Here is a 24,723-nt window from a genome sequence, read left to right as displayed (position 1 = left end):
GGTTAGCCTGCCGGAAGGCGTGGAAATGGTGATGCCGGGTGACAACGTTTCGATCTCGGTCGAACTGATCGCCCCGATCGCGATGGAAGAAGGTCTGCGCTTCGCGATCCGCGAAGGCGGCCGTACCGTCGGCGCCGGCGTCGTTGCCAAGATCCTCAAGTAATCGGCTACGGAGACTCACATGCAAAGCCAGAAAATCCGTATCCGCCTGAAGGCGTTTGATTACAACCTGATCGACCGCTCGGCACAGGAGATCGTCGAGACCGCCAAGCGCACCGGCGCCGTGGTCAAGGGTCCGGTTCCGCTGCCGACCAAGATCGAGCGTTTCAACATCCTCCGCTCGCCGCACGTGAACAAGACTTCCCGCGACCAGCTGGAAATCCGTACTCACCTGCGCCTGATGGACATCGTCGACCCGACCGACAAGACGGTCGACGCGCTGATGAAACTCGACCTGCCGGCAGGCGTCGACGTCGAAATCAAGCTGCAGTAATCGCGGAAAATACGGCGTAACTGCGCTAAGTGATTGCGCCGTATGATTTTTCTGTGATACATTTGCGGACTCTCGTTTCTGAGAGTCCGCTTTTGTTTTTGTATGCCGGTCAATCGTAATCGGCACCTGCAAAAGGAAATAAACATGACTTTAGGTCTGGTCGGACGCAAAGTCGGCATGACCCGCATTTTTGCTGAGGATGGCGCTTCCATCCCGGTGACCGTGCTGGATATGTCCGCTAACCGCGTCTCGCAAGTAAAATCCGCCGAAGTAGACGGCTACACCGCCGTTCAGGTTACTTTTGGCGATCGTAAGGCAAGCCGCGTAGTCAAGGCCGCTGCCGGTCACTTCGCAAAGGCTGGCGTCGAAGCCGGCCGTGGCGTGCGCGAATTCGCGCTGACCGCTGAGCAAGTCTCCGCGTACAAGCCGGGTGACAAGATCACCGTTGAGATCTTCACCGTTGGTCAACTGGTCGATGTGACCGGTACCTCCAAGGGTAAGGGCTTCTCCGGCGTGATCAAGCGTCACAACTTCTCTTCCAACCGCGCGTCGCACGGTAACTCCCGTTCGCACAATACGCCGGGTTCGATCGGTCAGGCTCAGGATCCGGGTCGCGTTCTGCCGGGTAAGCGCATGGCAGGTCAGTACGGTAACGTCAAGAGCACCGTTCAGTGCCTGGAAGTTGTTCGTATCGACGCTGAGCGTCAGCTGATCATGGTCAAGGGCGCCGTCCCGGGTGCCACGAACGGCGACGTGGTCGTTCGTCCTAGTGTGAAGGCGGGTGCGTGATGGAATTGAAAGTAATCAACACTCAGGGTCAGGCTCTGGAAGCTCTGCAGGCCTCCGAAGCACTGTTCGGCCGAGAGTACAACGAAGCGCTGGTGCATCAGGTTGTTACCGCCTACCTGGCGAACGCCCGTAGCGGCAACCGCGCACAGCTGACGCGTGCTGAAGTCAACCACACAACCAAGAAGCCGTTCAAGCAGAAGGGTACTGGTAACGCACGTGCAGGTATGACTGCTTCCCCGGTTCGTCGTGGTGGTGGCCGTGCGTTCCCGAACAAGCCGGATGAAAACTTCAGCCAGAAGGTCAACCGCAAGATGTACCGTGCCGGTGTGGCGACCATCCTGTCGCAACTGGTGCGTGACGAGCGTCTGATCGTGGTTGATTCGCTGTCCGTTGAAACGCCGAAGACCAAGGAATTCGCCGGCCTGGTGAAGGGCATGGGTCTGGAACAGGCTCTGTTCATCACCAAGGAACTGGACGAGAACCTGTACCTCTCTTCGCGTAACCTCCCGAACGTGCTGGTGATCGAAGCCCAGCAGGCTGACCCGTACAGCCTGGTCCGCTTCAAAAAGATCGTGATCACCCGCGACGCTATCAAGCAACTTGAGGAGCAGTGGGCATGAATCAAGAACGTCTGATGCAGGTTATTCTTGCTCCGATCGTCTCCGAAAAGAGCACGATGATCGCCGAGAAGACCCAGCAGGTTGCTTTCCGTGTCGCCACCGACGCGACCAAGGGCGAGATCAAGGCCGCCGTTGAACTGCTGTTCAACGTGAAGGTTGCTGGCGTTTCGACCGTTAGCGTGAAGGGCAAGGTCAAGCGTTTCGGCCGTACCATGGGTCGCCGCAAGGACACCAAGAAGGCTTATGTCAGCCTGGTTCCGGGTCAGGAATTCGACCTGACCGCAACGGCCGCGGAGTGAGGAGATAGAGCATGCCTATCGTTAAAGTAAAGCCGACTTCTGCCGGTCGCCGCGCAGTCGTCAAGGTCGTTCACCCCGACCTGCACAAGGGTGGTGCTTACGCTCCGCTGCTCGAGAAGAAAACCTCGACCGCCGGCCGTAACAACAATGGCCACATCACGACCCGTCACATGGGTGGTGGCCACAAGAAGCACTACCGTATCATCGACTTCCGCCGCAACAAGGACGGTATTCCGGCCAAGGTTGAGCGCGTCGAATACGATCCGAACCGCTCCGCGCACATCGCGCTGCTGTGCTACGCCGACGGCGAGCGCCGCTACGTGATCGCTCCGCGTGGTGTGAAGGCCGGTGCCGTGCTGGTTTCGGGCGCAGAAGCCCCGATCAAGGCTGGTAACGCCCTGCCGATCCGCAACATCCCGGTCGGTACCACCATCCACTGCATCGAGCTGCAGCCGGGCAAGGGTGCGCAAATCGCCCGTTCCGCTGGTCAGTCCGCCATGCTGCTGGCCCGCGAAGGCATCTACGCCCAGCTGCGTCTGCGCTCTGGCGAGATCCGCAAGGTGCACGTTGACTGCCGCGCCACCATCGGCGAAGTGGGCAACGAAGAGCACAGCCTGCGCAAGATCGGTAAGGCCGGCGCGAATCGCTGGCGTGGTATCCGCCCGACCGTCCGCGGTACGGCGATGAACCCGATCGATCACCCGCATGGTGGTGGTGAAGGTCGTACTGGTGAAGGCCGCGTGCCGGTTAGCCCGTGGGGCCAGCCGACGAAGGGCTTCCGTACCCGTCGCAACAAGCGTACCGACAACATGATCGTACGCCGCCGCTATTCCAATAAAGGGTAATTGAAACATGGCACGTTCGCTTAAAAAAGGCCCGTTTGTTGATCTCCACCTGCTGGACAAGGTGGATGCGGCGCGTGCATCCAATGACAAGCGTCCGATCAAGACTTGGTCGCGCCGCTCGACCGTCCTGCCGGACTTCATTGGTCTCACGATTGCTGTTCACAACGGTCGCACCCACGTTCCGGTCTACATCTCCGAGAACATGGTTGGTCACAAACTGGGTGAATTCTCTCTGACTCGTACCTTCAAAGGCCACGCTGCCGATAAGAAGGCCAAGAAGAGGTAAGGTGAAGCGATGAGAGTATCTGCACATTTGAATAACGCTCGCCTGTCGGCCCAGAAGTGCCGCCTGGTAGCTGATCTGATCCGCGGCAAGTCCGTGGAGGAAGCGCTGAACATTCTGGCTTTCAGCCCGAAAAAAGGCGCCGAACTGCTGAAGAAAGTGCTCAACTCGGCGATTGCCAACGCTGAGCACAACGAAGGCGCGGACATCGACACCCTGAAGGTGGCAACTGTGTTCGTTGACAAGGGTCCGAGCCTGAAGCGCTTCACGGCCCGTGCCAAAGGTCGTGGCAATCGCATTGAAAAGCAGACTTGCCACATCACCGTGACCGTAGGCAATTGAGGGGTTAGCAATGGGTCAGAAGATTCATCCGACGGGTTTCCGTCTTGCCGTGACTAAAAACTGGTCTTCGAAGTGGTTCGCCAGCTCCCAGGATTTTCCGGGCATGCTGAAGAAGGACATCGAAGTCCGTGAGTTCCTGAAGAAGCGTCTCGCACACGCTTCGGTTGGCCGCATCGTCATCGAGCGTCCGGCCAAGTCCGCCCGCATCACCATCCACAGCGCCCGTCCGGGTGTCGTGATTGGCAAGAAGGGTGAAGACATCGAACTGCTGAAGCGCGAGCTGCAGAACAAGCTTGGCGTGCCGGTTCACGTGAACATCGAAGAAATCCGTCGTCCGGAAACCGACGCGCAGATCATCGCTGACGGCATCGCCGCCCAGCTCGAGAAGCGCGTGATGTTCCGTCGTGCGATGAAGCGTTCCATGCAGAACGCGATGCGCATGGGCGCCCAGGGCATCAAGATCATGAGCTCGGGCCGTCTGAACGGTATCGAAATCGCACGTACCGAATGGTACCGCGAAGGTCGCGTGCCGCTGCACACGCTGCGTGCGGACGTTGACTACGCGACCAGCGAAGCCAAGACGACCTACGGCATCATCGGCATCAAGGTTTGGGTGTACAAGGGCGATCTGAAGCCGGGTCAGGTTCAGGCCGCACCGGTTGCCCCGGAGAAGAAAACGAGAAAGGCAGGGGCACGAAATGCTGCAGCCAACTAGACTCAAGTACCGTAAACAGCACAAGGGCCGCAACACCGGTATCGCCACTCGTGGCAACAAGGTGAGCTTCGGCGATTTCGGCCTGAAGGCTGTCGGTCGTGGCCGTCTGACCGCGCGTCAGATCGAAGCTGCCCGTCGTGCGATGACCCGTCACATCAAGCGTGGCGGCCGCATCTGGATTCGCGTGTTCCCGGACAAGCCGATTACCTCCAAGCCTGCTGAAGTGCGTATGGGTAACGGTAAGGGTTCCCCGGAATTCTACGTGGCTGAAATCCAGCCTGGCAAAATGCTGTACGAAATGGACGGCGTGGCTGAAGAACTGGCCCGCGAAGCATTCCGTCTGGCTGCTGCCAAGCTGCCGATCGCTACGATGTTTGTGACTAGACAGGTGGGTCAGTGATGAAAGCGTCCGAACTGAGAGCTAAAAACGTGGACGAGCTGAAGGCGGAACTGCTGAGCCTTCTGAAGGCACAGTTCGCCCTGCGGATGCAGCATGCCACGCAGCAACTCGCCAAAAACAGTGAACTGAAGAAAGTGCGCCGCGACATCGCTCGCGTCCGTACCGTTCTGAAAGAGAAGGCTGCTTGATATGAGCGAAACCAAAGTGGTACGTACGCTGACCGGCAAAGTGGTCAGCGACAAGATGGACAAGACCGTGACCGTCCTGGTCGAGCGCAAGGTCAAGCACCCTGTCTACGGCAAGGTGATCCGTCTTTCCAAGAAGTTCCACGCGCACGACGAGGGTAACGAGTACCGTGAAGGCGACATCGTTGTTATCAGCGAGTCCCGTCCGCTCTCGAAGACCAAGACGTGGGTCGTGACCAGCCTGGTCGAGAAAGCTCGTCAGGTGTAAAGCTTGCAGAGGGGGCGACCCCTCTGTATAATGGCCACTTTCCTGCCCTGTCTGGCAGGATTCTGCCCTTACGGGGTCCAAAACTGGCCGTTTGATACGCCGCATTCGCGGCGTTTCATCTGTAAAGCCGCTCAAACATGCAGCGGTGGATCAGGTGAAAGTGACGGGTTAAGTTGGATAGAAAAGGTAATCAAATGATCCAAATGCAGACCATGCTTGAGGTCGCAGACAACACTGGTGCGCGTCATGTGCAGTGCATCAAGGTGTTGGGCGGCTCCAAGCGTCGCTACGCAAGCGTTGGCGACATCATCAAGGTGAGCATCAAGGATGCTGCTCCGCGCGGTCGTGTCAAGAAAGGCGACGTCTACAACGCAGTTGTGGTTCGTACCGCCAAGGGCGTTCGTCGTCCTGATGGCTCGCTGATCAAGTTCGACGGCAACGCCGCCGTTCTGCTGAACGCCAAACTCGAGCCGATCGGCACCCGCATCTTCGGGCCTGTTACGCGTGAACTGCGTACCGAGCGCTTCATGAAGATCGTGTCGCTGGCACCGGAAGTGCTGTAAGGAGCTAGCATGCGCAAGATTCGCAAAGGTGATGAAGTCGTAGTAATCACTGGTAAGGACAAGGGCAAGCGCGGCACCGTTCTGCGCGCTCTGGAAGGCAAGGTCGTGGTTGAAGGCATCAATGTCGCTAAGAAGCACATGAAGCCGAACCCGGTTCGCGGCATCGCCGGCGGCATCGTCGAAAAGACCATGCCTGTTGACGTTTCCAATGTTGCCATTTTCAACCCGAACACCCAGAAAGCTGACCGCGTTGGCTTCAAGACGCTGGAAGACGGCCGCAAGGTACGCGTCTTCAAGTCGTCCGGTGAAGTGATCGGGGCTTAAGGAGTCAACATGGCACGTCTGTACGATTTCTACAAAGAAACGGTTGTCGCCGAGCTGACCAAGCAGTTCGGTTACAAATCCATCATGGAAGTACCGCGCATCGAAAAGATCACCCTGAACATGGGTGTTGGTGAAGCGGTTGCCGACAAGAAGGTCATGGAATTCGCCGTGGGCGACCTGGAGAAGATCGCCGGTCAGAAGCCCGTGGTGACCACCGCCCGCAAGTCGATCGCCGGCTTCAAGATTCGCGATCACTACCCGGTCGGCTGCAAGGTGACTCTGCGCCGTGAACGCATGTACGAGTTCCTCGACCGCCTGGTGACGATTTCGCTGCCGCGCGTTCGCGACTTCCGTGGTGTTTCCGCCAAGTCCTTCGACGGTCGCGGCAACTACAACATGGGCGTCAAAGAGCAGATCATCTTCCCGGAAATCGAGTACGACAAGATCGATGCTCTGCGTGGTATGAACATCACCATCACCACCACGGCGAAGACTGACGAAGAGGCCCGCGCTCTGCTGGCTGCGTTCAAGTTCCCGTTCAAGGGTTAAGCACATGGCAACACTTGCACTGATTAACCGTGAAGAGAAGCGCGCCAAGCTGGTAGCCAAGTACGCTGCCAAGCGCGAGCAACTCCTCGGCATCATCAACAACGAAAGTCTGTCGGACGAAGAGCGCTTTGCTGCTCGTCTGAAGCTGCAACAGCTGCCGCGCAACGCTAGCCCGGTTCGCCAGCGCCGCCGTTGCGCCATCACCGGTCGTCCGCGTGGCGTATTCCGCAAGTTCGGCCTCGGCCGCAGCAAGCTGCGTGAAATCGCCATGAAAGGTGAAATTCCTGGCGTAACAAAGGCCAGCTGGTAATAGGAGAACACGAATGAGTATGCACGATCCTATTTCCGATATGTTGACCCGCGTGCGCAACGCCCAGCGCGCTTCGAAGACCACGGTTTCCATGCCGTCGTCGAAGCTGAAGGTTGCGATCGCCCAGGTTCTCAAGGAAGAAGGCTACATCGAAGACTTCGCCGTCGCCGGTGAAGAGAAGAAGCCGTCGCTGGACATCCAGCTCAAGTACTACGCCGGTCGTCCGGTCATCGAGCGCATCGAGCGCGTTTCCCGTCCTGGCCTGCGTGTTTACAAGGGCTCCGGCGAGATCCAGAAGGTGATGAACGGCCTGGGAGTAACCATCCTGTCGACCTCCAAAGGTGTGATGACCGACCGCAAGGCACGTGCTGCCGGCATCGGTGGTGAACTCCTTTGCATCGTGGCGTAATGGGAGGATTACATGTCTCGCGTAGCTAAAAATCCCGTTGCGATTCCGGCAGGCGTTGAAGTCAAATTCACCGCCGAAGAAATCGTCGTAAAAGGCCCGATCGGCACGCTGAGCACTGCACTGTGCGCAGACGTCGACGTCAAGCTCGACAACAACGAGCTGACCTTCGCAGCCAAGAGCGACAGCAAATTCGCGCGTTCCATGTCCGGTACGCTGCGTGCGCTGCTGAACAACATGGTGACCGGTGTTTCCAAGGGCTTCGAGCGCAAGCTCCAGCTCGTCGGCGTGGGCTATCGTGCCCAGGCCCAGGGTGATGCCGTGAACCTTTCTCTCGGTTTCTCCCACCCGGTCGTCCACAAGATGCCGGCAGGCGTCAAGGTCGAGACCCCGTCTCAGACCGAGATCCTGATCAAGGGTGCAGACAAGCAGCAAGTTGGCCAGGTCGCGGCAGAAATCCGCGCCTACCGTTCGCCGGAGCCTTACAAGGGCAAGGGCGTGCGTTACGCCGACGAGGTTGTGGTTCTGAAAGAAACCAAGAAGAAGTAATTGAGGCACTGACATGGATAAGAAACAAGCTCGACTCCGCCGCGCACGCAAAACCCGTGCCCGGATCGCGGAGCTCAAGATGGTGCGTCTGTCGGTACATCGTACCAACTGCCACATTTACGCTCAGATCATCGATGCGACCGGCAGTAAAGTGCTTGCCAGTGCTTCCTCCCTGGAAGCAGAAGTGCGCGCCGACATCGCCAACGGTGGCAACACCGCTGCTGCAGCGATCGTGGGCAAGCGCATCGCCGAAAAGGCCAAGGCTGCCGGCGTCCAGCAGGTCGCCTTTGACCGCTCGGGTTTCAACTACCACGGCCGTATCAAGGCCCTGGCAGATGCAGCCCGTGAAAACGGCCTGCAATTCTAATTCGGAGTGAAGAATGGCTAAGCACGAGATTGAAGATCGTGGCGACGGTCTGATCGAGAAGATGATCGGCGTCAACCGCGTCACCAAGGTGGTGAAGGGCGGTCGCATTATGGCTTTCTCCGCTCTCACCGTTGTCGGTGATGGCGATGGTGGCATCGGCATGGGCAAGGGCAAGTCGAAAGAAGTGCCCGTTGCCGTGCAGAAAGCCATGGAGCAAGCACGTCGCAATATGGTGAAGATCCCGCTGAAGAACGGCACCCTGCACCACGCAGTGGAAGGCCGTCACGGTGCAACCACCGTGTTCATGCAGCCGGCCAAGGACGGCGCTGGTATCAAGGCTGGTGGTCCGATGCGCGCGATTTTTGACGCCATGGGCGTTCGCAATGTATCCGCCAAGATCCATGGTTCGACCAACCCGTACAACGTGGTTCGCGCCACCCTGGACGGCCTGATGAAGATCTACACCCCGGCTCAGATCGCCGCCAAGCGTGGCCTGACCGTGGAAGACATTCTGGGGGCAAACCATGAGTGATCGTAAAACCGTCAAAGTGACCCTGGTGAAAAGCCTGATCGGTCGCCTTGAGTCGCACAAGGCATGCGCTCGCGGTCTGGGTCTGAAGAAGATCCGCCAGACCGTCGAAGTGCTGGATACGCCTGAGAACCGTGGCATGATCAACAAGATCAGCTACCTGCTGAAATGCGAGGGCTAACATGGAACTCAATACCATTCAAGCCGGCGTAGGCGCCAAGCACGCCAAGCGTCGCGTGGGTCGTGGCATCGGTTCCGGCCTGGGCAAGACCGCTGGTCGCGGTCACAAGGGTCAGAAGAGCCGTGCCGGTGGTTTCCACAAGGTTGGCTTCGAAGGCGGTCAGATGCCTCTGCAGCGTCGTCTGCCGAAGCGCGGCTTCAAGTCGCTGTCGGCTGGCAAGACCTGCGAAGTACGTCTGTCCGACCTGGCTGCCCTGCCGGTTGACGAGATTGATCTGCTCGCACTGAAGCAGGCTGGTCTCGCGACCATCCAGGCTCTGTCTGCCAAGGTGATCCTGTCCGGCAAGATCGAACGCGCCATCAAGCTGCGTGGCGTTGCTGCCACTGCCGGTGCCCGTGCCGCGATCGAAGCTGCTGGTGGCTCCATCGTTGAATAAGGCGTAAGTACGTGGCGAATACTTCTCTAGCGGCAAACACCAATAAGTTTGGTGATCTCAAGCGCAGGATCTGGTTTCTGGTCGGTGCGCTGATCGTTTACCGTATTGGTGCGCATATTCCGGTTCCCGGGATCAACCCTGCCGAACTAGCGAAGTTGTTCCAGTCGTCACAAACGGGCCTGCTGGACATGTTCAACATGTTCTCCGGCGGTGCCCTGTCGAGATTTACGGTATTTGCCATCGGCATCATGCCGTACATCTCGGCCTCCATTATTCTGCAGCTGGCTGGGGAAGTGATTCCCCAGCTCAAGCAGCTGAAGAAGGAAGGCGACGCGGGACGTCGTAAGATAACCCAGTACACGCGTTACGCCACCGTTCTGCTCGCGACTTTCCAGAGTTTCGGCATTGCGGTGATGCTTTATAAACAGCCCAACCTGGTGGTTGTCGGCCAATGGGAGTTCTATCTCTCGACGGTCGTGACCCTGGTGACTGGCACCATGTTCCTGATGTGGCTCGGCGAGCAGATCACCGAGCGGGGTATTGGCAACGGTATCTCGCTGATCATCTGTGCCGGTATCGCGTCCGGTGTGCCGTCGGCGATCGGCAAGACCCTGACCCTCGCGGGCCAAGGGTCGCTGCCGGTGCTGCTGACCATCCTGTTGTTTGTCGGCGTGATTGCGGTGACCTACCTTGTCGTGTTCGTCGAACGCGGCCAGCGCAAGGTCCTGGTCAACTACGCGAAACGCCAGGTCGGCAACCGCGTGATGCAGGGTCAGAGCACGCACCTGCCGCTGAAACTGAACATGGCCGGCGTAATTCCGCCGATCTTTGCGTCCAGCATCATCCTCTTCCCGGCAACGGCCCTCGGCTGGTTCGGGAGTGGTGAAGGCGTAGGCTGGCTGAAGTCCATTGCAGACAAGCTGCATCCGGGCCAGCCGCTCTACGTTCTGCTCTACGCAGCAGCCATCGTCTTCTTCTGTTACTTCTACACCGCCCTTGTGTTCAACCCCAAGGAAACGGCAGACAACCTGAAGAAGAGTGGGGCTTTTATCCCCGGCATCCGTCCTGGTGAACAGACTTCCCGTTACATCGAGAAGATCATCATGCGGCTGACCCTGATCGGGGCCGTCTACATCACTCTGGTGTGTCTGCTGCCAGAGTTCCTGATCCTGAAGTGGAACGTGCCGTTCTATTTCGGCGGGACCTCGCTGCTGATCATCGTGGTGGTGACGATGGACCTGATGACCCAGGTGCAGTCGTACGTGCTGTCCCACCAGTACGAGAGCCTGTTGAAGAAAGCAAACTTCAAGGGCGGCGGCCTCAGCCGCTGAGTCCGGGGTTAGCTGGGTTATCTGGCTAGGCAAACGATCCAGATTCGCCGGGCCGCCTGCGGGCGGTTCCGGTGCTCTTCTGTCCCGCCAGGCGGGGTAGTCGGGCGTCTGGCTGGTGGTAACGGACACCACCCGGTGTCGATGGCTCTTCGGGAGCCGGTTGACCGGCCCACGGCCGGTTCGACCTTTTGTGTTCGATAAGGAACTGATATGCGAGTACAACCCTCGGTAAAGAAAATTTGCCGTAACTGCAAGATCATCCGCCGCAACCGTATCGTGCGCGTGATCTGCACCGACCCCCGTCACAAGCAGAAGCAAGGCTAACATTTGTTAGACCTTCATTTGCGTGATACAATCGCAAACTTTTCAAGGTCTTAAGGATAGACTATGGCCCGTATTGCAGGGGTAAACATCCCCAATCATGCGCATGCCGTCATTGGCCTGCAGGCAATCTACGGCATCGGTCAGACGCGCGCTAAGCAGATTTGTGCTGCTACTGGCGTGAATCCTTCCTCCAAGGTTAAGGATCTGACCGACGCAGAGATGGAAACGCTTCGTGAAGAAGTGGCCAAGTTCACCGTAGAAGGTGACCTGCGCCGCGAAATCACCATGAGCATCAAGCGTCTGATGGACATGGGCTGCTACCGCGGCTTCCGCCATCGCCGTGGCCTGCCGTGCCGCGGTCAGCGTACTCGCACCAATGCTCGTACTCGTAAGGGTCCGCGCAAGCCGATCGCTGGCAAGAAGTAATTTTAAGGATCTCTGATAATGGCTAAAGCAAACACAGCAGGTCGTGTACGCAAAAAAGTGCGCAAGAGCGTAAGCGAGGGCATCGTCCACGTTCACGCTTCCTTTAACAACACCATCATCACCATCACCGATCGTCAAGGGAATGCTTTGTCTTGGGCTACCTCCGGCGGTGCTGGTTTCAAAGGGTCGCGCAAGAGTACACCGTTTGCAGCACAGGTTGCTGCAGAACATGCTGGTAAAGTTGCCCAAGAATACGGTGTCAAGAATCTGGAAGTTCGCATCAAGGGCCCTGGCCCGGGTCGCGAATCTGCAGTTCGTGCTCTCAACTCGCTTGGCTTCAAGATTACCAGCATCTCCGACGTGACGCCGGTACCGCACAACGGTTGCCGTCCGCCCAAGAAACGTCGTATCTAATTCGGAGATTTTGAGAAGATGGCACGTTATATCGGCCCCAAATGTAAACTTGCGCGCCGCGAAGGCACCGATCTCTTCCTGAAGAGCGCGCGTCGTGCGCTGGACTCCAAGTGCAAACTCGACACGCCGCCGGGCCAGCATGGTGCCCGCAAGCCGCGTCTGTCGGACTATGGTTCCCAGCTGCGCGAAAAGCAGAAAATCCGCCGCATCTACGGCGTGCTGGAGCGTCAGTTCCGCAACTACTTCGCTGAAGCTGCCCGCCTGAAGGGTTCGACCGGCGAAAACCTGCTGCAACTCCTCGAGTCCCGTCTGGACAACGTGGTGTACCGCGTAGGTTTCGGTTCGACCCGTGCAGAAGCGCGTCAGCTGGTCAGCCACAAGGCGGTTACAGTCAATGGCAAGACCGTGAACATCCCGTCCTACCAGGTGAAAGCCGGTGACGTGGTCGCCATCCGCGAAAAGAGCAAGAAGCAGGTTCGTATCCAGGAAGCTCTGGCGCTGGCCGAGCAAATCGGTCTGCCGGCCTGGGTGTCCGTTGACGCCAAGAAGATGGAAAGCGTCTTCAAGTCCGTTCCGGAGCGTTCCGAGCTGTCGAGCGACATCAACGAACAGCTGGTTGTGGAATTCTATTCCAAGTAATCGCTAGCCAGAGGAATGTCTATGCAAAACAGCGCTTCGGAATTTCTTAAACCCCGTCTGATCGACGTGCAGCCGGTAAGCGCCACGCACGCCCATGTCTCCATGGAGCCGTTCGAGCGTGGTTACGCGCATACCCTGGGTAATGCGCTGCGCCGTATCCTGCTGTCCTCGATGCCGGGCTTTGCTCCGACCGAAGTGACCATCGCTGGCGTTTTGCATGAGTATTCCGCACTTGACGGTGTTCGGGAGGATGTCGTCGACATTCTCCTGAACCTCAAGGGCGTAGTGCTTAAGCTGCATGGTCGTGACAGCGTCGTGCTGACCCTCAAGAAAGAGGGTGAGGGCGCAGTCCTGGCCAGCGATATCGATCTTCCGCACGATGTGGAAGTGGTCAACCCCGACCATGTCATCTGCCACCTGTCGGCAGGCGGCAAGGTCGAGATGGAGATCAAGGTCGAAACGGGCCGCGGTTACCAGCCGGTATCCGCCCGTGTCAACAGCGAAGATAACCGTGCGATCGGTACCATCCAGCTCGACGCGTCGTTCTCGCCGATCAACCGTGTAAGCTTTGCTGTCGAAAGCGCACGCGTTGAGCAGCGTACCGACCTCGACCGCCTGGTTCTGGATATCGAGACCAACGGCGTGATCGAGCCTGAAGAGGCTGTTCGTGCCGCCGCACGCATCCTGATTGACCAGCTGTCCATTTTTGCCGATCTCCAGGGCACGACGGTCGAAGTCATCGAAGAGAAGCAGCCGCCGATCGATCCGATCCTGCTGCGCCCGGTCGACGATCTCGAACTGACGGTTCGCTCCGCGAACTGCCTGAAGGCCGAGAACATTTATTACATCGGCGATCTGATCCAGCGCACCGAAACCGAGCTTCTGAAGACTCCGAACCTCGGCCGCAAGTCGCTGAATGAGATCAAGGAAGTTCTCGCCTCCAAGGGTCTGACGCTCGGCATGAAGCTTGAGAACTGGCCGCCGGCAGGTCTGGAAAAACCGTAAGCTACGGGATAAAAGGACAAAAGAATGCGTCATCGTTATAGCAATCGTAAACTGAACCGCACGACCAGCCATCGTCTGGCGATGCTCCGCAACATGGCGAACTCGCTGCTGCGTCACGAAGTGATCGTGACCACGCTGCCGAAAGCCAAGGAGCTGCGTCGTGTAGCCGAGCCGCTGATCACCCTCGGCAAGAAGCCGTCGCTGGCCAACCGTCGTCTGGCCTTCGATCGCACCCGCGACCGCGAAATCGTGGTCAAACTGTTCGACGTGCTGGGTCAGCGTTACGCTACCCGCAACGGCGGTTATGTTCGCATCCTGAAGTACGGTTTCCGCAAGGGCGACAACGCCCCGATGGCTCTGGTTGAGCTGCTGGACCGTCCGGAAGGCGAAGCCGTCGTCGTTGACGAAGCCGAGTAATCGGAGGGCGCAAGCCCTGGCAAAAAGGCCACCCCTAGGGGTGGCCTTTTTCATTTGTGGCGCAGCGTGCCGAGGAAGTCCCACAAGCGGCTGTTGCGGCTGTAAGCGACGTTGAAGCGCCACCAGTCGGCGTGGCTGCCGTCGCAGGAAAACAGCCTGCCCGGCGCGAGGACGATGCCGGCGTCGCGCGCCTGTTCGGCGAGTACCGGTGCGGCGTGCGGCGGGCGGGCGAGCAGGAAGAGCCCGTGCGCGGGACGGGCGAACAGCGTCCACCCCGCCGCTTCGAAGCGTTGCTGGCACACATACTGTGCCTCCTGCAGCGCCTCGCGCGCTTCATTCAGCTGGCGGCGGCTGCCGGCCGCTTCAGCCAGTTCCATCGCGAGCATCTCGTTGAGGACCGGTGTGGTCAGGCCGGTGATCATCTTGTAGCGCAGCAGCCGCTCTATCCTTTCATGGCTGGCGACCACGTAGCCCACGCGCAGGCCCGGCGCGAGCGATTTGGAGAAGCTGCCGATATATACATGCCGTTCCGCGCCACCCAGCGAGCACAACGGTGGCGGCGGTGCCGGGTGGAAGGGCTGTGCGACGTTATCCTCGACTAGGGTACACCCCGCGTCGTCCAGCAGCTTCATCACCCGGTAGGCGGTTGACAGCGTGTAGCTGGCACCGCTCGGGTTGTTCAGCAGCGGGTTGCTGAAGAAGAGCCGCGGCTTATGTTGCGCGAGCAGGGTTGCCAGGCGTTCGCAGTCGGGCCCGTCGGCGTTCCACGGCACGCCTACCGGCTTGAAGCCGCGCAGGCGCAGGCAGGAAATCAGGTTGCAGTAGCCCGGTTCGTCGATCAGTACGGTGTCGCCCGGTTCGGCGAGCGTGCAGGCGACCATGTCGAGCGCCTTGCTCGCGCCCTGCGTCATCAACACCTGGTCGGCACCGACATGCAGGTGCTGCGTGCAGAGGCCGCGCGCGATCTCCCTGCGCAGCGGCTCGTAACCCTGCGGGTCGCCGTAGGGGTGGAAGGGGGCCTTGCGGCGGGCGATGCTGCGCATCGCCGCGCTATTGGCGTCGCGGTCGTACCAATGGTCAGGCAACCAGCCGCAGCCGGCGTACAGGATGGACGGGTCGCGCTGGTAGATGCGGCTGAGCAGCCAGTCGTCGTCGATCGGCAGGGTCGACAGCGCCGGTAGTGCCTCGCGGGGCCGGCCTAGCGGCGGCGCGACGAAATAGCCGGCGCCGCGGCGGGCGACCAGCAAGCCGCGTGTGGTCAGGCGCTGGTAGGCGTCGCTGACCGTGAAGGTGCTAATGCCGCGGCTGCGCGCCGCCTCGCGCACCGAAGGCAGCCGCTCGCCGGGGCGCAGGCCGCCGCTCTCGATGCGGCGGGTAATTTCTGCCGCCAACTGCTCGGCGAGCGCGACTGTACTGGTCGATTGTGCGTGTTCCGGCATGGCTTGTCGGTCAATCTGATAATTGCCCAGCATACATGGCCAATTGATCCGCTTCCAGCGCCGGCCGTACGTCAACCGTGCAGGTATTTAATCTGTACGGCCATGCATTCTTCCTTCCAACTGTCGCTGTTGTCTGCCAGCCGCGCTGGCTACATTCAGCGCAGGGCACAACGGTGCCGACAAGGAGAACAAAGATGAAGCAGGAGACCATGCAGGCTTACTGGATGCCGTTCACCGCCAACCGGCAATTCAAGTCGGCGCCGCGGATGCTGGTGAGCGCCGACGGCATGTACTACAAGGACGACGCCGGCCGCGACATCCTCGACGGCAGCGCCGGCCTGTGGTGCGTGAACGCAGGGCATAACCGCAAGCCCATCGTCGAGGCGATCCAGCGCCAGGCGGCGACGCTCGACTACGCGCCGCCCTTCCAGCTTGGCCATCCGCTCGCCTTCGAGGCGGCCGAGCAACTCGCCGCGATGGCCCCCAAGGGGCTGGGCAAGGTGTTCTTCGTGAACTCGGGCTCCGAGGCGGCCGACACCGCGCTGAAGATGGCGATCGCCTACCACCGCGTGCGCGGCGATGCGGCGCGCGTCAAGCTGGTCGGCCGCGAGCGCGGCTACCACGGCGTGAACTTCGGCGGCATCTCGGTCGGCGGCATCGCCGGCAACCGCAAGCTGTTCCCGGTGACACTCACGGCGACCGACCACCTGAAGAGCACGCACGACCTCGCCCGCAACGCGTTCAGCCGCGGCGAACCGGAATTCGGCGCCGAGCTTGCCGACGAACTGGAAGCGCGCATCACCACCCTGCACGACCCGTCGACCATCGCCGCGGTGATCGTCGAGCCGATGGCCGGCTCGACCGGCGTGCTGATCCCGCCCAAGGGTTACCTCAAGCGCCTGCGCGAGATCTGCGACAAATACGGCATCCTGCTGATCTTCGACGAGGTGATCACCGGTTTCGGCCGTCTGGGCGCCGACTGGGCGGCCAACCGCTTCGACGTGCTGCCCGACATCCTGACCTGCGCCAAAGGCCTGTCCAACGGCGTGGTGCCGATGGGCGCGGTGCTGGTCAAGCCCGAGATCCACGACGCGTTCATGGCTGCCGCCGGCGAGCGGATGATCGAGTTCCCGCACGGCTACACCTATTCGGCGCACCCGCTCGCCTGCGCGGCGGCGATCGCGACGCTTAACCTGTACCGTGACGAAGACCTGTTTGGTCGTGCGGCCGCGTTCGCGTCGCGCTTCGAGGAGAAGGCACACGCCCTGCGCGGCGAGCGCCACGTCAAGGACATCCGCAACCTGGGCCTGGTCGCCGGCATTGAGCTGGACAGCCGGCCGGGCGCGGCCGGCCAGCGCGGCTTCGACGTGTTCCTCAAGTGCTGGGAGAAGGGCGTGCTGGTGCGCTTTACCGGCGACATCATCGCCTGCTCGCCGCCCCTGATCATCGAAGAGCAAGAGATCGACCGACTGTTCGCCGTGATCGGCGAAGCCATCCGTGAAACCGAATAAACAGGACCACAAGATGCAGCATATCCAGCATTTCATCGGCGGGCAGAGCGTCGCCGGCCAGGGCGGCCGCAGCGCCGACGTGTACAACCCGGCGCTGGGCGAAGTGGTCGCCCGCGTCGCGCTGGCCGACCGGGCCGACGTCAACGCCGCGGTCGCCGCCGCGCGTGCCGCGTTCCCGGCGTGGGCCGACACCTCGCCGCTGCGCCGCGCCCGCGTGATGTTCAAGTTCAAGGAACTGCTTGAAGCCAACCAGCGCAAGCTCGCCGAGCTGATCTCGTCCGAGCACGGCAAGGTGGTGTCCGACGCGATGGGCGAAGTCACCCGCGGCCTCGAGGTCGTCGAATTCGCCTGCGGCATCCCGCAACTGCTCAAGGGCGAGTTCACCGAGCAGGTCGGAGGCGGCATCGACAGCCATTCGATGCGCCAGCCGCTGGGCGTGGTCGCCGGCATCACCCCGTTCAACTTCCCGGCGATGGTGCCGCTGTGGATGTTCCCGGTGGCGATCGCCTGCGGCAACACCTTCATCCTCAAGCCGTCCGAGCGTGATCCGTCGGCCGCGCTGCTGCTCGCCGAGCTGCTCAAGCAGGCCGGCTTGCCGGATGGCGTATTCAACGTGGTGCACGGCGACAAGGAGGCGGTCGACACCCTGCTGACCCACCCGGACGTGTCGGCGGTGAGTTTCGTCGGCTCGACGCCGATCGCGCAGTACATCTACGAGACCGGCGCGCGCCACGGCAAGCGCGTGCAGGCGCTGGGCGGCGCCAAGAACCACCTGGTGGTAATGCCGGACGCCGACCTCGACGGCACGGTCGAGGCGCTGACCGGCGCCGCCTTCGGCTCGGCCGGCGAGCGCTGCATGGCGATTTCGGTCGCGGTCGCGGTCGGTGACATCGCCGACGCGCTGGTCGACAAGCTGGCCGCGCGCGCGAAGACGCTGAAGATCGGCGTCGGCGCGGACGGCGAGGCGGAAATGGGGCCGCTGGTGACCCGCGTGCACCGCGACAAGGTGAAGGGCTACGTCGACACCGGCGTCGCCGAGGGCGCCAGGCTGGTGGTCGACGGCCGCGGCTACCGCCACCCGGGCTACGAGAGCGGCTTCTTCCTCGGCCCCTGCCTGTTCGACCAGGTGACGCCCGAGATGACCATCTACCGCGAGGAGATTTTCGGGCCGGTGCTCGCCGTGGTGCGTGTGCCGGACTTCGAGAGCGCCGTCGCGCTGATCAACGCGCACCCGTACGCGAACGGCACCAGCATCTTCACCCGTTCCGGCGCTGCGGCGCGCGAATTCAGCCACCGCATCCAGGTCGGCATGGTCGGCGTCAACGTGCCGATCCCGGTGCCGATGGCGTTCCACAGCTTTGGCGGCTGGAAGGCGTCGCTGTTCGGCGACCACCACATGCACGGCCCGGAAGGCGTGCGCTTCTACACGCGGATGAAGACGATCACCAGCCGCTGGCCCGAGCGGCTGGACGCCGAGTTCGTGATGCCGACGATGAAGTAAGGGTTGACTCGTGGGGAGGTGGGGCCGGCGCATGCCGGCCCTTTTTTCATTCAGCGCCGGCGCGCCAACAGGCTGCCCGCCACCAGCAGCAGGACGCACAGCAGCAGCATGGGCAGGTTGCCCGTGCGCATATACGGGGTCAGCCCGCTGCGGCCGGTCACTTCGACGTTCAGCACCTGCGTGGTGTTCGGCGCGGCGAGCGCCTTGACGGTGCCGTCCGCCTCGATAAGCGCCGTCATCCCGGTATTGGTCGAGCGCAGCATCGGCCGGCCGGTCTCGAGCGAGCGGGCTTGTGACAGCTGCAGGTGCTGGTCCATGGCGACGCTGTCGCCGAACCACGCGAGGTTGCTGACGTTGGCGAGCAGGGTCGCGTCGCGCGCCGGACCGATCAGTTCCTCGCCGAAGCTGTCTTCATAGCAGACGTTGAACGCGACCTGCTGGCCGGCCAGCGCGAGCGGCGCCTGCGCGCTGCCGCCGCGGCTGAAGCCTGACAGCGGCATGTCCATGTAGCGGTAGATCCAGCCGATCAGCGAGGGCAGCGGGATGAACTCGCCGAACGGGACCAGGTGGTCCTTCGCGTAGTAGGGCAGGCGCTCGTCGCTGAAGGCAACCACCGCGTTCAGATAGCCCTGGCCGTCGTCGGTGCGGCGCGGGATGCCGACGGCGACCGCCATCTTCTTGGCGTGCGCCTCACGCTGGATCATGGTGATCACGCCGGAGGGCAAATCGTCGAGGAACAGCGGGATCGCCGTCTCGGGCAGGATCAACAGGTCGGCGCGCGCGGTCGCGATCATGCGGAAGTAGCGTTCCAGCGTCAGCTGCTGGAGGTCGGGGTTCCACTTGAGTGATTGCGGGATATTGCCCTGCGCCAGCGCGACGCGGGTCGGCGTGCCGACCGGCTGCGTCCAGCTGATGCCGCTCAAGGCTGCGCCGCCGCCCCATGCCGCGGCAACGAGCGCGGCCATGGCGAGCCTAGCGCGCGTGTTCGACAGCGGCAGTTGCGCGAGCACGCCGGCGGTGAGGGCGACGAGGAAGGTCACCGCGTGGATGCCGCCGACGGCTGCGTAGCCGGCGAGCGGGCTCTCGTTGATCTGGCTGTAGCCGACCGCACCCCACGGAAAACCGGTCAACAACCAGCTTCTCAACCATTCGGCCAGCGTCCACAACGCCGGGAACAGCACGAGGTGGGCAAGCAGCGCTCGCCCGCGCGCGAGGCGGTGGGTCAGCGCGAGGGCGGCGGCCGGGAACAGCGCGAGGTAGGCGGGCAGCAGCAGCGTGGCCGCCGCCGCCGGCAACGACGGCAGGCCAGCTACCGTATGCAGGCTGTGGTAGATCCAGTTGAAGCACGCGGTATACGCGGCGAGGCCCCACAGGTAGCCGGTCAGGAAGGGGCGGGCCCCTGCGCGCGCGGACAGCGCGAGCGGCACCGCCAGCAGCAGCGGCATCAGCCAGAACAGGCGGTAGGGCGCGAACGCGAACAAGACGGCAGCGCCGCTGGCGACCACCAGCGTCCAGTAAAGCGGCGCTCGCATCAGGCGTCCTGCTCGGGGGCGGGGGGCTCGGCCTCGCGCCTGGGGGTGACGATCAGCGTGTGCAGGCGACGGCTGTCGGCGCGCAGCACCGTCACGTCGAGCCGGCCGAGGCTCACCCGCTCGCCGCGGTGCGGCACGTGGCCCATCGCGCCGAGTACCAGGCCGCCCAGGGTGTCGGCGTCCTCGTCGGCGAAGTCGGTGCCGAAGAAAGCGTTGATGTCCTCGACCTCGGTGGTCGCCTTCACGCGGTAGCGGCTGCCGCGGATCGGCACGATATTGTCTTCGGTCTCGTCGAAGTCGTATTCGTCGTCGATGTCGCCGACGATCTGCTCGATCACGTCCTCGATGGTGACGAGGCCGGACACGCTGCCGTACTCGTCGACCACGATCGCCATATGGTTGCGCGCGTTCCTGAAGTCGCGCAGCAGCACGTTCAGCGGCTTGGACTCGGGGATGAACACCGCCTGCCTGAGCGAGTCGTGCAGGTCGAAGTTCTTCGGGTCGTGGAAGTAGCGCAGCAGGTCCTTGGCCAACAGGATGCCGACGATATTGTCCTTGTCGCCATCGATCACCGGAAAGCGCGAATGCGCGGTGTCGATCACCATCGGCAGGAAGCGCTCGATCGGCTCGTCGGTGCGCACCACGTCCATCTGGCTGCGCGGCACCATCACGTCGCGCACCGACAGCTCGGCGAAACCCAGCACGCTCTCGATCATCGACAGCGCGTCGGCGTCCATCAGGTTGCGCTCGAACGCCGCGCGCAGTTGCGCGAGCAGCTCCTCGCGGTCGTCCGGTTCGTGGGTGAAGCGGTTGAGCAGGCGTTCGAACCAGTTGGGCGTGGGTTTGCCGTCGTCCATCAGGCGTTCCCCTTCTCGCCCTGGTAGGGGTCGGCGAAGCCCAGGCGGGCGAGGATGCGCGTCTCCAGCGCCTCCATGGTGTCGGCCTCCTGGTCGTCCTCGTGGTCGAAGCCCTGCAGGTGCAGCATGCCGTGCACGGTCAGGTGCGCGTAGTGCGCGGCCAGCGGCTTGCCCTGCTCGGCCGCCTCGCGCTCGACCACCCCGGCGCACAGCACCAGGTCGCCGCACAGCGGCATGCCGGGGATGGGCTCGCCCTCGTTCAGCGCGAAGCTCAGTACATTGGTCGCGTAGTCCTTGCCACGCCACTGGCCGTTCAGCTCGCGGCCCTCTTCGGCATCGACCACGCTAAGGCTGATCTCGGCGCGCTCGTCGCCGCCTTGCAGCGCGGCGCGCGCCCAGCGCTCGAACAGCGCGCGGCTTGGCAGTGCCTGCGCGCTGCTGCGGTTGTCGTAGGCGAGGGTCAGGCGCGCGGCGCGGCGCGCCAGCAGGGGGTTACGCTTGGCTTTTTTCATCTTGTTCGGTCGCGTGTCGGTCGTAGGCGTCGACGATCTTCTGCACCAGCGGGTGGCGCACGACGTCTTCGCTCTGGAAGTGGTGGAAATGGATGCCGCGCACCGTGTTGAGGATGCGCTCGACCTCGACGAGGCCGCTCTTCTGGTGGCGGGCAAGGTCGATCTGGGTGACGTCGCCGGTGACCACCGCCTTCGAGCCGAAGCCGATGCGGGTGAGGAACATCTTCATCTGCTCGGGCGTGGTGTTCTGCGCCTCGTCGAGGATGATGAAGGCGTTGTTCAGCGTGCGCCCGCGCATGTAGGCGAGCGGCGCGATCTCGATCAGGTTCTTCTCGAACAGCTTGGCGACGCGGTCGAAGCCCATCAGGTCATAGAGGGCGTCGTACAGCGGGCGCAGGTAGGGGTCGACCTTCTGCGCGAGGTCCCCCGGCAGGAAGCCCAGCTTCTCGCCGGCCTCGACCGCCGGGCGCACCAGCACGATGCGCTTGACCGCGTCGCGCTCCATCGCGTCGACCGCGCAGGCGACCGCGAGGTAGGTCTTGCCGGTGCCGGCAGGGCCGATGCCGAAGGTGATGTCGTGTTCGAGGATGGCCTTGATATAGCCGGCCTGGCGCGGCGTCCGCCCCTTGAGGTCACCGCGGCGGGTGATCAGCACCGGCGCGTCGGCCAGGGCGGTGCGGTTCAGGTGCTGGCGGATCTCGACCAGCGTCAGCTGCACGTCGTCGACCGACAGTTCCTGCTTTTCGCTCAGGAGGTAGAGGCGGGTCAGCGCGTCGGCGGCGTCGCGCGCGCGCTCGCCCTGGATGCGGAACGCTTCGCCGCGGCGGGTGATGGTGACGTCCAGACCGGTTTCGATCTGCTTGATGTTCTCGTCGAGCACGCCGGCCAGACGGGCCAGCCTTTCGTTGTCGACAGGGGTGAAGCTCAGGTGTTCGCTGTGGGACATGGTATCCGTGTGAGGGGCCGCCGGCAGGCGGCCCCGGGGTCGTCATGCCCTGATGGTATTACACCGACTCGGTCGTGACTACCTCGCCGCCCAGCGAGTGCGGGTACGCCTCGGTGATGCGCACGTCTATCATCCGGCCCAAGAGGCGCGGCTGGCCGACGAAGTTGACCACGCGGTTGTTGGCGGTGCGCGCGGCGAGCATGCTGGCGTCGCGCTTCGACACCGACTCGACCAGCACGCGCTGGGTGGTGCCGACCATCGCGCGGTTGATCGCGTAGCCGTTCGCCTCGATCACCTCGTTCAGCGCTTCCAGGCGGCGCACCTTCTCGGCGTGCGGCGTGTCGTCCGGCAGGTTGGACGCCGGCGTGCCCGGGCGCGGGCTGTAGATGAACACGAAGCTGAAGTCGAACGCGAGGTCCTGCACCAGCTTGAGCGTCGCGTTGAAGTCGGCCTCGGTCTCGCCGGGGAAGCCGACGATGAAGTCCGAGCTCAGGCAGATGTCGGGGCGCACCGCACGCAGCTTGCGGATGATGGACTTGTACTCGAGCGCGGTGTAGCCGCGCTTCATCGCCATCAGGATGCGGTCGGCGCCGCTTTGCACCGGCAGGTGCAGGTGCGAGACCAGCTTGGGCAGCCGCGCGAAGCAGTCGATGATGCGGTCGGTGAATTCGCGCGGGTGGCTGGTGGTGAAGCGGATGCGCTCGATGCCGGGCACCTCGTGCACGTAGTCGAGCAGGAGCGCGAAGTCGGCGATCTCGCCGTCGGCCATCAGGCCGCGGTAGGCGTTGACGTTCTGGCCCAGCAGCGTCACTTCCTTGACGCCCTGCGCGGCGAGGCCGGCGATCTCGGTCAGCACGTCGTCGAACGGACGCGACACTTCCTCGCCGCGGGTGTACGGCACCACGCAGAACGAGCAGTACTTCGAGCAGCCTTCCATGATCGACACGAAGGCGGCGCCGCCGTCGACCTTGGCCGGCGGGATGTGGTCGAACTTCTCGATCTCGGGGAAGGAAATGTCGACCTGCGAGCGGCCCTCGGCGCGGCGTGCGCGGATCAGCTCGGGCAGGCGGTGCAGCGTCTGCGGGCCGAACACCACGTCGACGTAGGGCGCGCGCTTGACGATCGCCTCGCCCTCCTGGCTCGCGACACAGCCGCCGACGCCGATCACCAGCGCCGGGTTCTTGTCCTTCAGCTCGCGGATGCGGCCCAGGTCGGAGAACACCTTTTCCTGCGCCTTCTCGCGCACGCTGCAGGTGTTGAACAGGATGACGTCGGCGTCCTCGGGACGGTCGGTCTTGACGGCGCCTTCGGCGAGACCGAGTACGTCGACCATCTTGTCGGAGTCGTATTCGTTCATCTGGCAGCCGAAGGTCTTGATGTAAACCTTTTTCATCTGTCTTGCGCTCGGGAAATGATAAATGCCAGCAATGTCCCGCCTGATTCCCGTCGCCGGGTGCGGTTTTTTGCTGGCAAATGAATGGCTTGCGCGCGAGTGTACCACAGGCGCGGCAAAACGGTCGGGGCCGCCTCAGTGCATCAGCGGCGCGAGCATGCCTTCGGCGCCGTCGCCGTAGCACGCGAGCTTGCCGCGGCCAAGCGGGTAGGGCTTGAAACCCAGCTTTCGCCAGTAGCTGGCGGCGCCCTGTACGGCGACCAGCCGCGCGTAGCGGTAGCCACGGGCCCGTGCCGAGCGTAGCGCCTTTTCCATCAGGCGTGGCGCGACGCCGCGCCCGCGCAGCCGTTCGCTGATCGCCATGTCGTGCAGGAATAGCGTGTCGCAGTGCTCGGGCAGTGCCGGTAAGGGGGTGTCCAGCGCCGGCGGCGTCTCGCCTTGCCAGGGGTGGGCGAACAGGTAGCCGCGCACGCGGCCGTCCTCTTCGGCGACAAAGCAGGTGTCGGGCGACAGGCGCTGGCGGGAGGCCAGCGCGTCGCGGCTTTCGATCAGCTCGGCGCGGTAGCATTGCGACTGCACGGCGAGCACGGCGTCGATATCGGCCGCGCGCATCGCGCGCAGCGTGACCTCCGCCTGCGGGCGGGAGGCAAGGTTCTGGCTTGGCATGGTTGGGCAGGCGCGCTCGGGTCGCGCCGTATGTTTTTATACAATCTACAGTGGATTGTCGCGATGCAGCATGAATACGTCAAGGCGGGGCTGAATGCAAAAAAGCCAGCGCAGTGCGCTGGCTTTTTTATTGGTGGCGAATCAGGGACTCGAACCCCGGACCTGCGGATTATGATTCCGTCGCTCTAACCGACTGAGCTAATTCGCCGTGAGACCTGACAAGTCAGATCCCGGTAAAACGGGTGGTGGCGAATCAGGGACTCGAACCCCGGACCTGCGGATTATGATTCCGTCGCTCTAACCGACTGAGCTAATTCGCCACGCTTTCGATGCCTTGGCATCGAGGCTGCGAACTAT

General features: G+C 62.3%; 38 protein-coding genes and 2 tRNA genes. 31 read left to right on the top strand and 9 right to left on the bottom strand.

Translation table 11 applies throughout. From position 1 onward, the window contains the following. The 29 genes from E5K04_RS15005 to rplQ form a co-directional block, all read left to right on the top strand. Positions 1–163: EF-Tu C-terminal domain-related protein (locus tag E5K04_RS15005; RefSeq protein WP_456236621.1), on the top strand; the 163-nt coding region annotated here is incomplete at its 5' end. An 18-nt stretch (positions 164–181) separates the two neighbouring features. Further along, entirely contained in the window at positions 182–493 is a 312-nt protein-coding gene (gene rpsJ / locus E5K04_RS15000; protein WP_008955635.1) for a 30S ribosomal protein S10, read from the top strand. Between the two features lie 144 nt (positions 494–637). Further along, positions 638–1,282 carry a 50S ribosomal protein L3 gene (rplC, locus tag E5K04_RS14995; RefSeq protein ID WP_136555595.1) on the top strand — a complete coding sequence of 215 codons (645 nt, stop codon included), beginning with the start codon at positions 638–640 and terminating at the stop codon, positions 1,280–1,282. Further along, positions 1,282–1,902 carry a 50S ribosomal protein L4 gene (rplD, locus tag E5K04_RS14990; protein ID WP_136555593.1) on the top strand — a complete coding sequence of 207 codons (621 nt, stop codon included), beginning with the start codon at positions 1,282–1,284 and terminating at the stop codon, positions 1,900–1,902. Before rplC ends, rplD begins: the two co-directional genes overlap by 1 nt. Beyond that, positions 1,893–2,201 carry a 50S ribosomal protein L23 gene (gene rplW, locus E5K04_RS14985; RefSeq protein WP_163314787.1) on the top strand — a complete coding sequence of 103 codons (309 nt, stop codon included), beginning with the start codon at positions 1,893–1,895 and terminating at the stop codon, positions 2,199–2,201. The genes rplD and rplW overlap by 10 nt, the downstream gene beginning before the upstream one ends. Positions 2,202–2,212: 11 nt before the next feature. Further along, a complete protein-coding gene (rplB, locus tag E5K04_RS14980; RefSeq protein WP_136555589.1) occupies positions 2,213–3,046 on the top strand; it encodes a 50S ribosomal protein L2 in 834 nt (277 codons plus the stop codon). A 7-nt stretch (positions 3,047–3,053) separates the two neighbouring features. After that, positions 3,054–3,332, top strand: coding sequence for a 30S ribosomal protein S19 (gene rpsS, locus E5K04_RS14975; protein WP_136555587.1), 279 nt, complete (start codon positions 3,054–3,056; stop codon positions 3,330–3,332). A gap of 9 nt (positions 3,333–3,341) precedes the next feature. After that, a complete protein-coding gene (gene rplV, locus E5K04_RS14970; RefSeq protein WP_136555585.1) occupies positions 3,342–3,671 on the top strand; it encodes a 50S ribosomal protein L22 in 330 nt (109 codons plus the stop codon). A gap of 10 nt (positions 3,672–3,681) precedes the next feature. Further along, on the top strand, positions 3,682–4,386 hold the full coding sequence (gene rpsC, locus E5K04_RS14965) for a 30S ribosomal protein S3 (protein WP_136555583.1): 705 nt from the start codon (positions 3,682–3,684) through the stop codon (positions 4,384–4,386). Then, a complete protein-coding gene (gene rplP, locus E5K04_RS14960; RefSeq protein ID WP_136555581.1) occupies positions 4,370–4,786 on the top strand; it encodes a 50S ribosomal protein L16 in 417 nt (138 codons plus the stop codon). The genes rpsC and rplP overlap by 17 nt, the downstream gene beginning before the upstream one ends. Beyond that, a complete protein-coding gene (rpmC, locus tag E5K04_RS14955; protein WP_136555579.1) occupies positions 4,786–4,974 on the top strand; it encodes a 50S ribosomal protein L29 in 189 nt (62 codons plus the stop codon). Before rplP ends, rpmC begins: the two co-directional genes overlap by 1 nt. 1 nt (position 4,975) lies before the next feature. Then, entirely contained in the window at positions 4,976–5,239 is a 264-nt protein-coding gene (gene rpsQ, locus E5K04_RS14950; protein WP_136555577.1) for a 30S ribosomal protein S17, read from the top strand. 194 nt (positions 5,240–5,433) lie between these two features. After that, entirely contained in the window at positions 5,434–5,802 is a 369-nt protein-coding gene (gene rplN / locus E5K04_RS14945) for a 50S ribosomal protein L14 (RefSeq protein ID WP_136555575.1), read from the top strand. 9 nt (positions 5,803–5,811) lie between these two features. Further along, complete coding sequence (gene rplX / locus E5K04_RS14940) at positions 5,812–6,126, top strand: 50S ribosomal protein L24 (protein ID WP_136555573.1); 315 nt, start codon at positions 5,812–5,814, stop codon at positions 6,124–6,126. Positions 6,127–6,135: 9 nt separating this feature from the next. Continuing rightward, entirely contained in the window at positions 6,136–6,675 is a 540-nt protein-coding gene (rplE, locus tag E5K04_RS14935) for a 50S ribosomal protein L5 (RefSeq protein ID WP_136555571.1), read from the top strand. Positions 6,676–6,679: 4 nt separating this feature from the next. After that, positions 6,680–6,985 (top strand): 30S ribosomal protein S14, encoded by a 306-nt coding sequence (gene rpsN, locus E5K04_RS14930; RefSeq protein ID WP_136555570.1) that lies wholly within the window; start codon positions 6,680–6,682, stop codon positions 6,983–6,985. A 13-nt stretch (positions 6,986–6,998) separates the two neighbouring features. After that, positions 6,999–7,394: a 30S ribosomal protein S8 gene (rpsH, locus tag E5K04_RS14925; protein ID WP_136555568.1), complete on the top strand. Its 396-nt coding sequence runs from the start codon at positions 6,999–7,001 to the stop codon at positions 7,392–7,394. A gap of 12 nt (positions 7,395–7,406) precedes the next feature. Next, complete coding sequence (gene rplF / locus E5K04_RS14920; RefSeq protein ID WP_136555566.1) at positions 7,407–7,940, top strand: 50S ribosomal protein L6; 534 nt, start codon at positions 7,407–7,409, stop codon at positions 7,938–7,940. A 13-nt stretch (positions 7,941–7,953) separates the two neighbouring features. Then, on the top strand, positions 7,954–8,307 hold the full coding sequence (gene rplR / locus E5K04_RS14915) for a 50S ribosomal protein L18 (RefSeq protein ID WP_136555564.1): 354 nt from the start codon (positions 7,954–7,956) through the stop codon (positions 8,305–8,307). Positions 8,308–8,320: 13 nt separating this feature from the next. Continuing rightward, the gene (gene rpsE / locus E5K04_RS14910) at positions 8,321–8,839 is read left to right on the top strand and encodes a 30S ribosomal protein S5 (RefSeq protein WP_136555562.1); all 519 of its coding nucleotides are present in this window, start codon (positions 8,321–8,323) and stop codon (positions 8,837–8,839) included. Then, positions 8,832–9,017, top strand: a complete 186-nt coding sequence (gene rpmD, locus E5K04_RS14905; protein ID WP_136555560.1) for a 50S ribosomal protein L30 — start codon at positions 8,832–8,834, stop codon at positions 9,015–9,017. Before rpsE ends, rpmD begins: the two co-directional genes overlap by 8 nt. A gap of 1 nt (position 9,018) precedes the next feature. Continuing rightward, positions 9,019–9,453 carry a 50S ribosomal protein L15 gene (gene rplO / locus E5K04_RS14900; RefSeq protein ID WP_136555558.1) on the top strand — a complete coding sequence of 145 codons (435 nt, stop codon included), beginning with the start codon at positions 9,019–9,021 and terminating at the stop codon, positions 9,451–9,453. Between the two features lie 11 nt (positions 9,454–9,464). Beyond that, entirely contained in the window at positions 9,465–10,784 is a 1,320-nt protein-coding gene (secY, locus tag E5K04_RS14895; RefSeq protein ID WP_136555556.1) for a preprotein translocase subunit SecY, read from the top strand. A gap of 210 nt (positions 10,785–10,994) precedes the next feature. Beyond that, a complete protein-coding gene (rpmJ, locus tag E5K04_RS14890; RefSeq protein WP_077296114.1) occupies positions 10,995–11,108 on the top strand; it encodes a 50S ribosomal protein L36 in 114 nt (37 codons plus the stop codon). Between the two features lie 63 nt (positions 11,109–11,171). Beyond that, positions 11,172–11,534 carry a 30S ribosomal protein S13 gene (gene rpsM / locus E5K04_RS14885; RefSeq protein ID WP_136555554.1) on the top strand — a complete coding sequence of 121 codons (363 nt, stop codon included), beginning with the start codon at positions 11,172–11,174 and terminating at the stop codon, positions 11,532–11,534. Between the two features lie 18 nt (positions 11,535–11,552). Beyond that, complete coding sequence (gene rpsK, locus E5K04_RS14880) at positions 11,553–11,948, top strand: 30S ribosomal protein S11 (RefSeq protein ID WP_124735762.1); 396 nt, start codon at positions 11,553–11,555, stop codon at positions 11,946–11,948. An 18-nt stretch (positions 11,949–11,966) separates the two neighbouring features. After that, positions 11,967–12,587 carry a 30S ribosomal protein S4 gene (gene rpsD / locus E5K04_RS14875; RefSeq protein ID WP_136555552.1) on the top strand — a complete coding sequence of 207 codons (621 nt, stop codon included), beginning with the start codon at positions 11,967–11,969 and terminating at the stop codon, positions 12,585–12,587. A 21-nt stretch (positions 12,588–12,608) separates the two neighbouring features. Next, positions 12,609–13,592 (top strand): DNA-directed RNA polymerase subunit alpha, encoded by a 984-nt coding sequence (locus E5K04_RS14870; protein WP_136555550.1) that lies wholly within the window; start codon positions 12,609–12,611, stop codon positions 13,590–13,592. Positions 13,593–13,616: 24 nt separating this feature from the next. Beyond that, entirely contained in the window at positions 13,617–14,009 is a 393-nt protein-coding gene (gene rplQ, locus E5K04_RS14865) for a 50S ribosomal protein L17 (RefSeq protein ID WP_136555548.1), read from the top strand. A gap of 50 nt (positions 14,010–14,059) precedes the next feature. Here rplQ and E5K04_RS14860 read toward each other — a convergent pair whose 3' ends face one another. Continuing rightward, on the bottom strand, positions 14,060–15,448 hold the full coding sequence (locus tag E5K04_RS14860; protein WP_168929248.1) for an aminotransferase-like domain-containing protein: 1,389 nt from the start codon (positions 15,446–15,448) through the stop codon (positions 14,060–14,062). A gap of 194 nt (positions 15,449–15,642) precedes the next feature. Here E5K04_RS14860 and E5K04_RS14855 point away from each other — a divergent pair, with 194 nt between their 5' ends. Then, positions 15,643–16,959: an aspartate aminotransferase family protein gene (locus E5K04_RS14855; RefSeq protein WP_168929247.1), complete on the top strand. Its 1,317-nt coding sequence runs from the start codon at positions 15,643–15,645 to the stop codon at positions 16,957–16,959. Between the two features lie 13 nt (positions 16,960–16,972). After that, a complete protein-coding gene (locus E5K04_RS14850; RefSeq protein WP_136555544.1) occupies positions 16,973–18,460 on the top strand; it encodes a CoA-acylating methylmalonate-semialdehyde dehydrogenase in 1,488 nt (495 codons plus the stop codon). A gap of 50 nt (positions 18,461–18,510) precedes the next feature. Here the strand turns inward: E5K04_RS14850 and lnt are convergent, their stop codons facing one another. From lnt to E5K04_RS14810, 8 genes are all read right to left on the bottom strand, one after another. After that, positions 18,511–19,992 (bottom strand): apolipoprotein N-acyltransferase, encoded by a 1,482-nt coding sequence (lnt, locus tag E5K04_RS14845; RefSeq protein WP_136555542.1) that lies wholly within the window; start codon positions 19,990–19,992, stop codon positions 18,511–18,513. Further along, on the bottom strand, positions 19,992–20,849 hold the full coding sequence (locus E5K04_RS14840) for an HlyC/CorC family transporter (RefSeq protein ID WP_136555540.1): 858 nt from the start codon (positions 20,847–20,849) through the stop codon (positions 19,992–19,994). The genes lnt and E5K04_RS14840 overlap by 1 nt, the downstream gene beginning before the upstream one ends. Continuing rightward, positions 20,849–21,361: an rRNA maturation RNase YbeY gene (gene ybeY / locus E5K04_RS14835; protein WP_136555538.1), complete on the bottom strand. Its 513-nt coding sequence runs from the start codon at positions 21,359–21,361 to the stop codon at positions 20,849–20,851. Before ybeY ends, E5K04_RS14840 begins: the two co-directional genes overlap by 1 nt. Then, entirely contained in the window at positions 21,342–22,307 is a 966-nt protein-coding gene (locus tag E5K04_RS14830) for a PhoH family protein (RefSeq protein WP_136555536.1), read from the bottom strand. The genes ybeY and E5K04_RS14830 overlap by 20 nt, the downstream gene beginning before the upstream one ends. 58 nt (positions 22,308–22,365) lie before the next feature. Further along, a complete protein-coding gene (gene miaB, locus E5K04_RS14825; protein ID WP_136555534.1) occupies positions 22,366–23,700 on the bottom strand; it encodes a tRNA (N6-isopentenyl adenosine(37)-C2)-methylthiotransferase MiaB in 1,335 nt (444 codons plus the stop codon). A 135-nt stretch (positions 23,701–23,835) separates the two neighbouring features. After that, positions 23,836–24,366, bottom strand: a complete 531-nt coding sequence (locus E5K04_RS14820; RefSeq protein WP_136555532.1) for a GNAT family N-acetyltransferase — start codon at positions 24,364–24,366, stop codon at positions 23,836–23,838. A 131-nt stretch (positions 24,367–24,497) separates the two neighbouring features. Next, a tRNA-Met gene (locus E5K04_RS14815) sits at positions 24,498–24,574 on the bottom strand. Between the two features lie 35 nt (positions 24,575–24,609). Beyond that, a tRNA-Met gene (locus tag E5K04_RS14810) sits at positions 24,610–24,686 on the bottom strand. Positions 24,687–24,723 lie beyond the last annotated feature (37 nt).

Origin of the sequence: Crenobacter intestini (assembly GCF_004919095.1) — a bacterium.
GTDB classification, from domain to species: Bacteria; Pseudomonadota; Gammaproteobacteria; order Burkholderiales; family Chromobacteriaceae; genus Craterilacuibacter; species Craterilacuibacter intestini.
The sequence above is the reverse complement of the archived record's forward strand: the minus strand, read 5'-3'. Positions and strand labels throughout refer to the sequence as shown.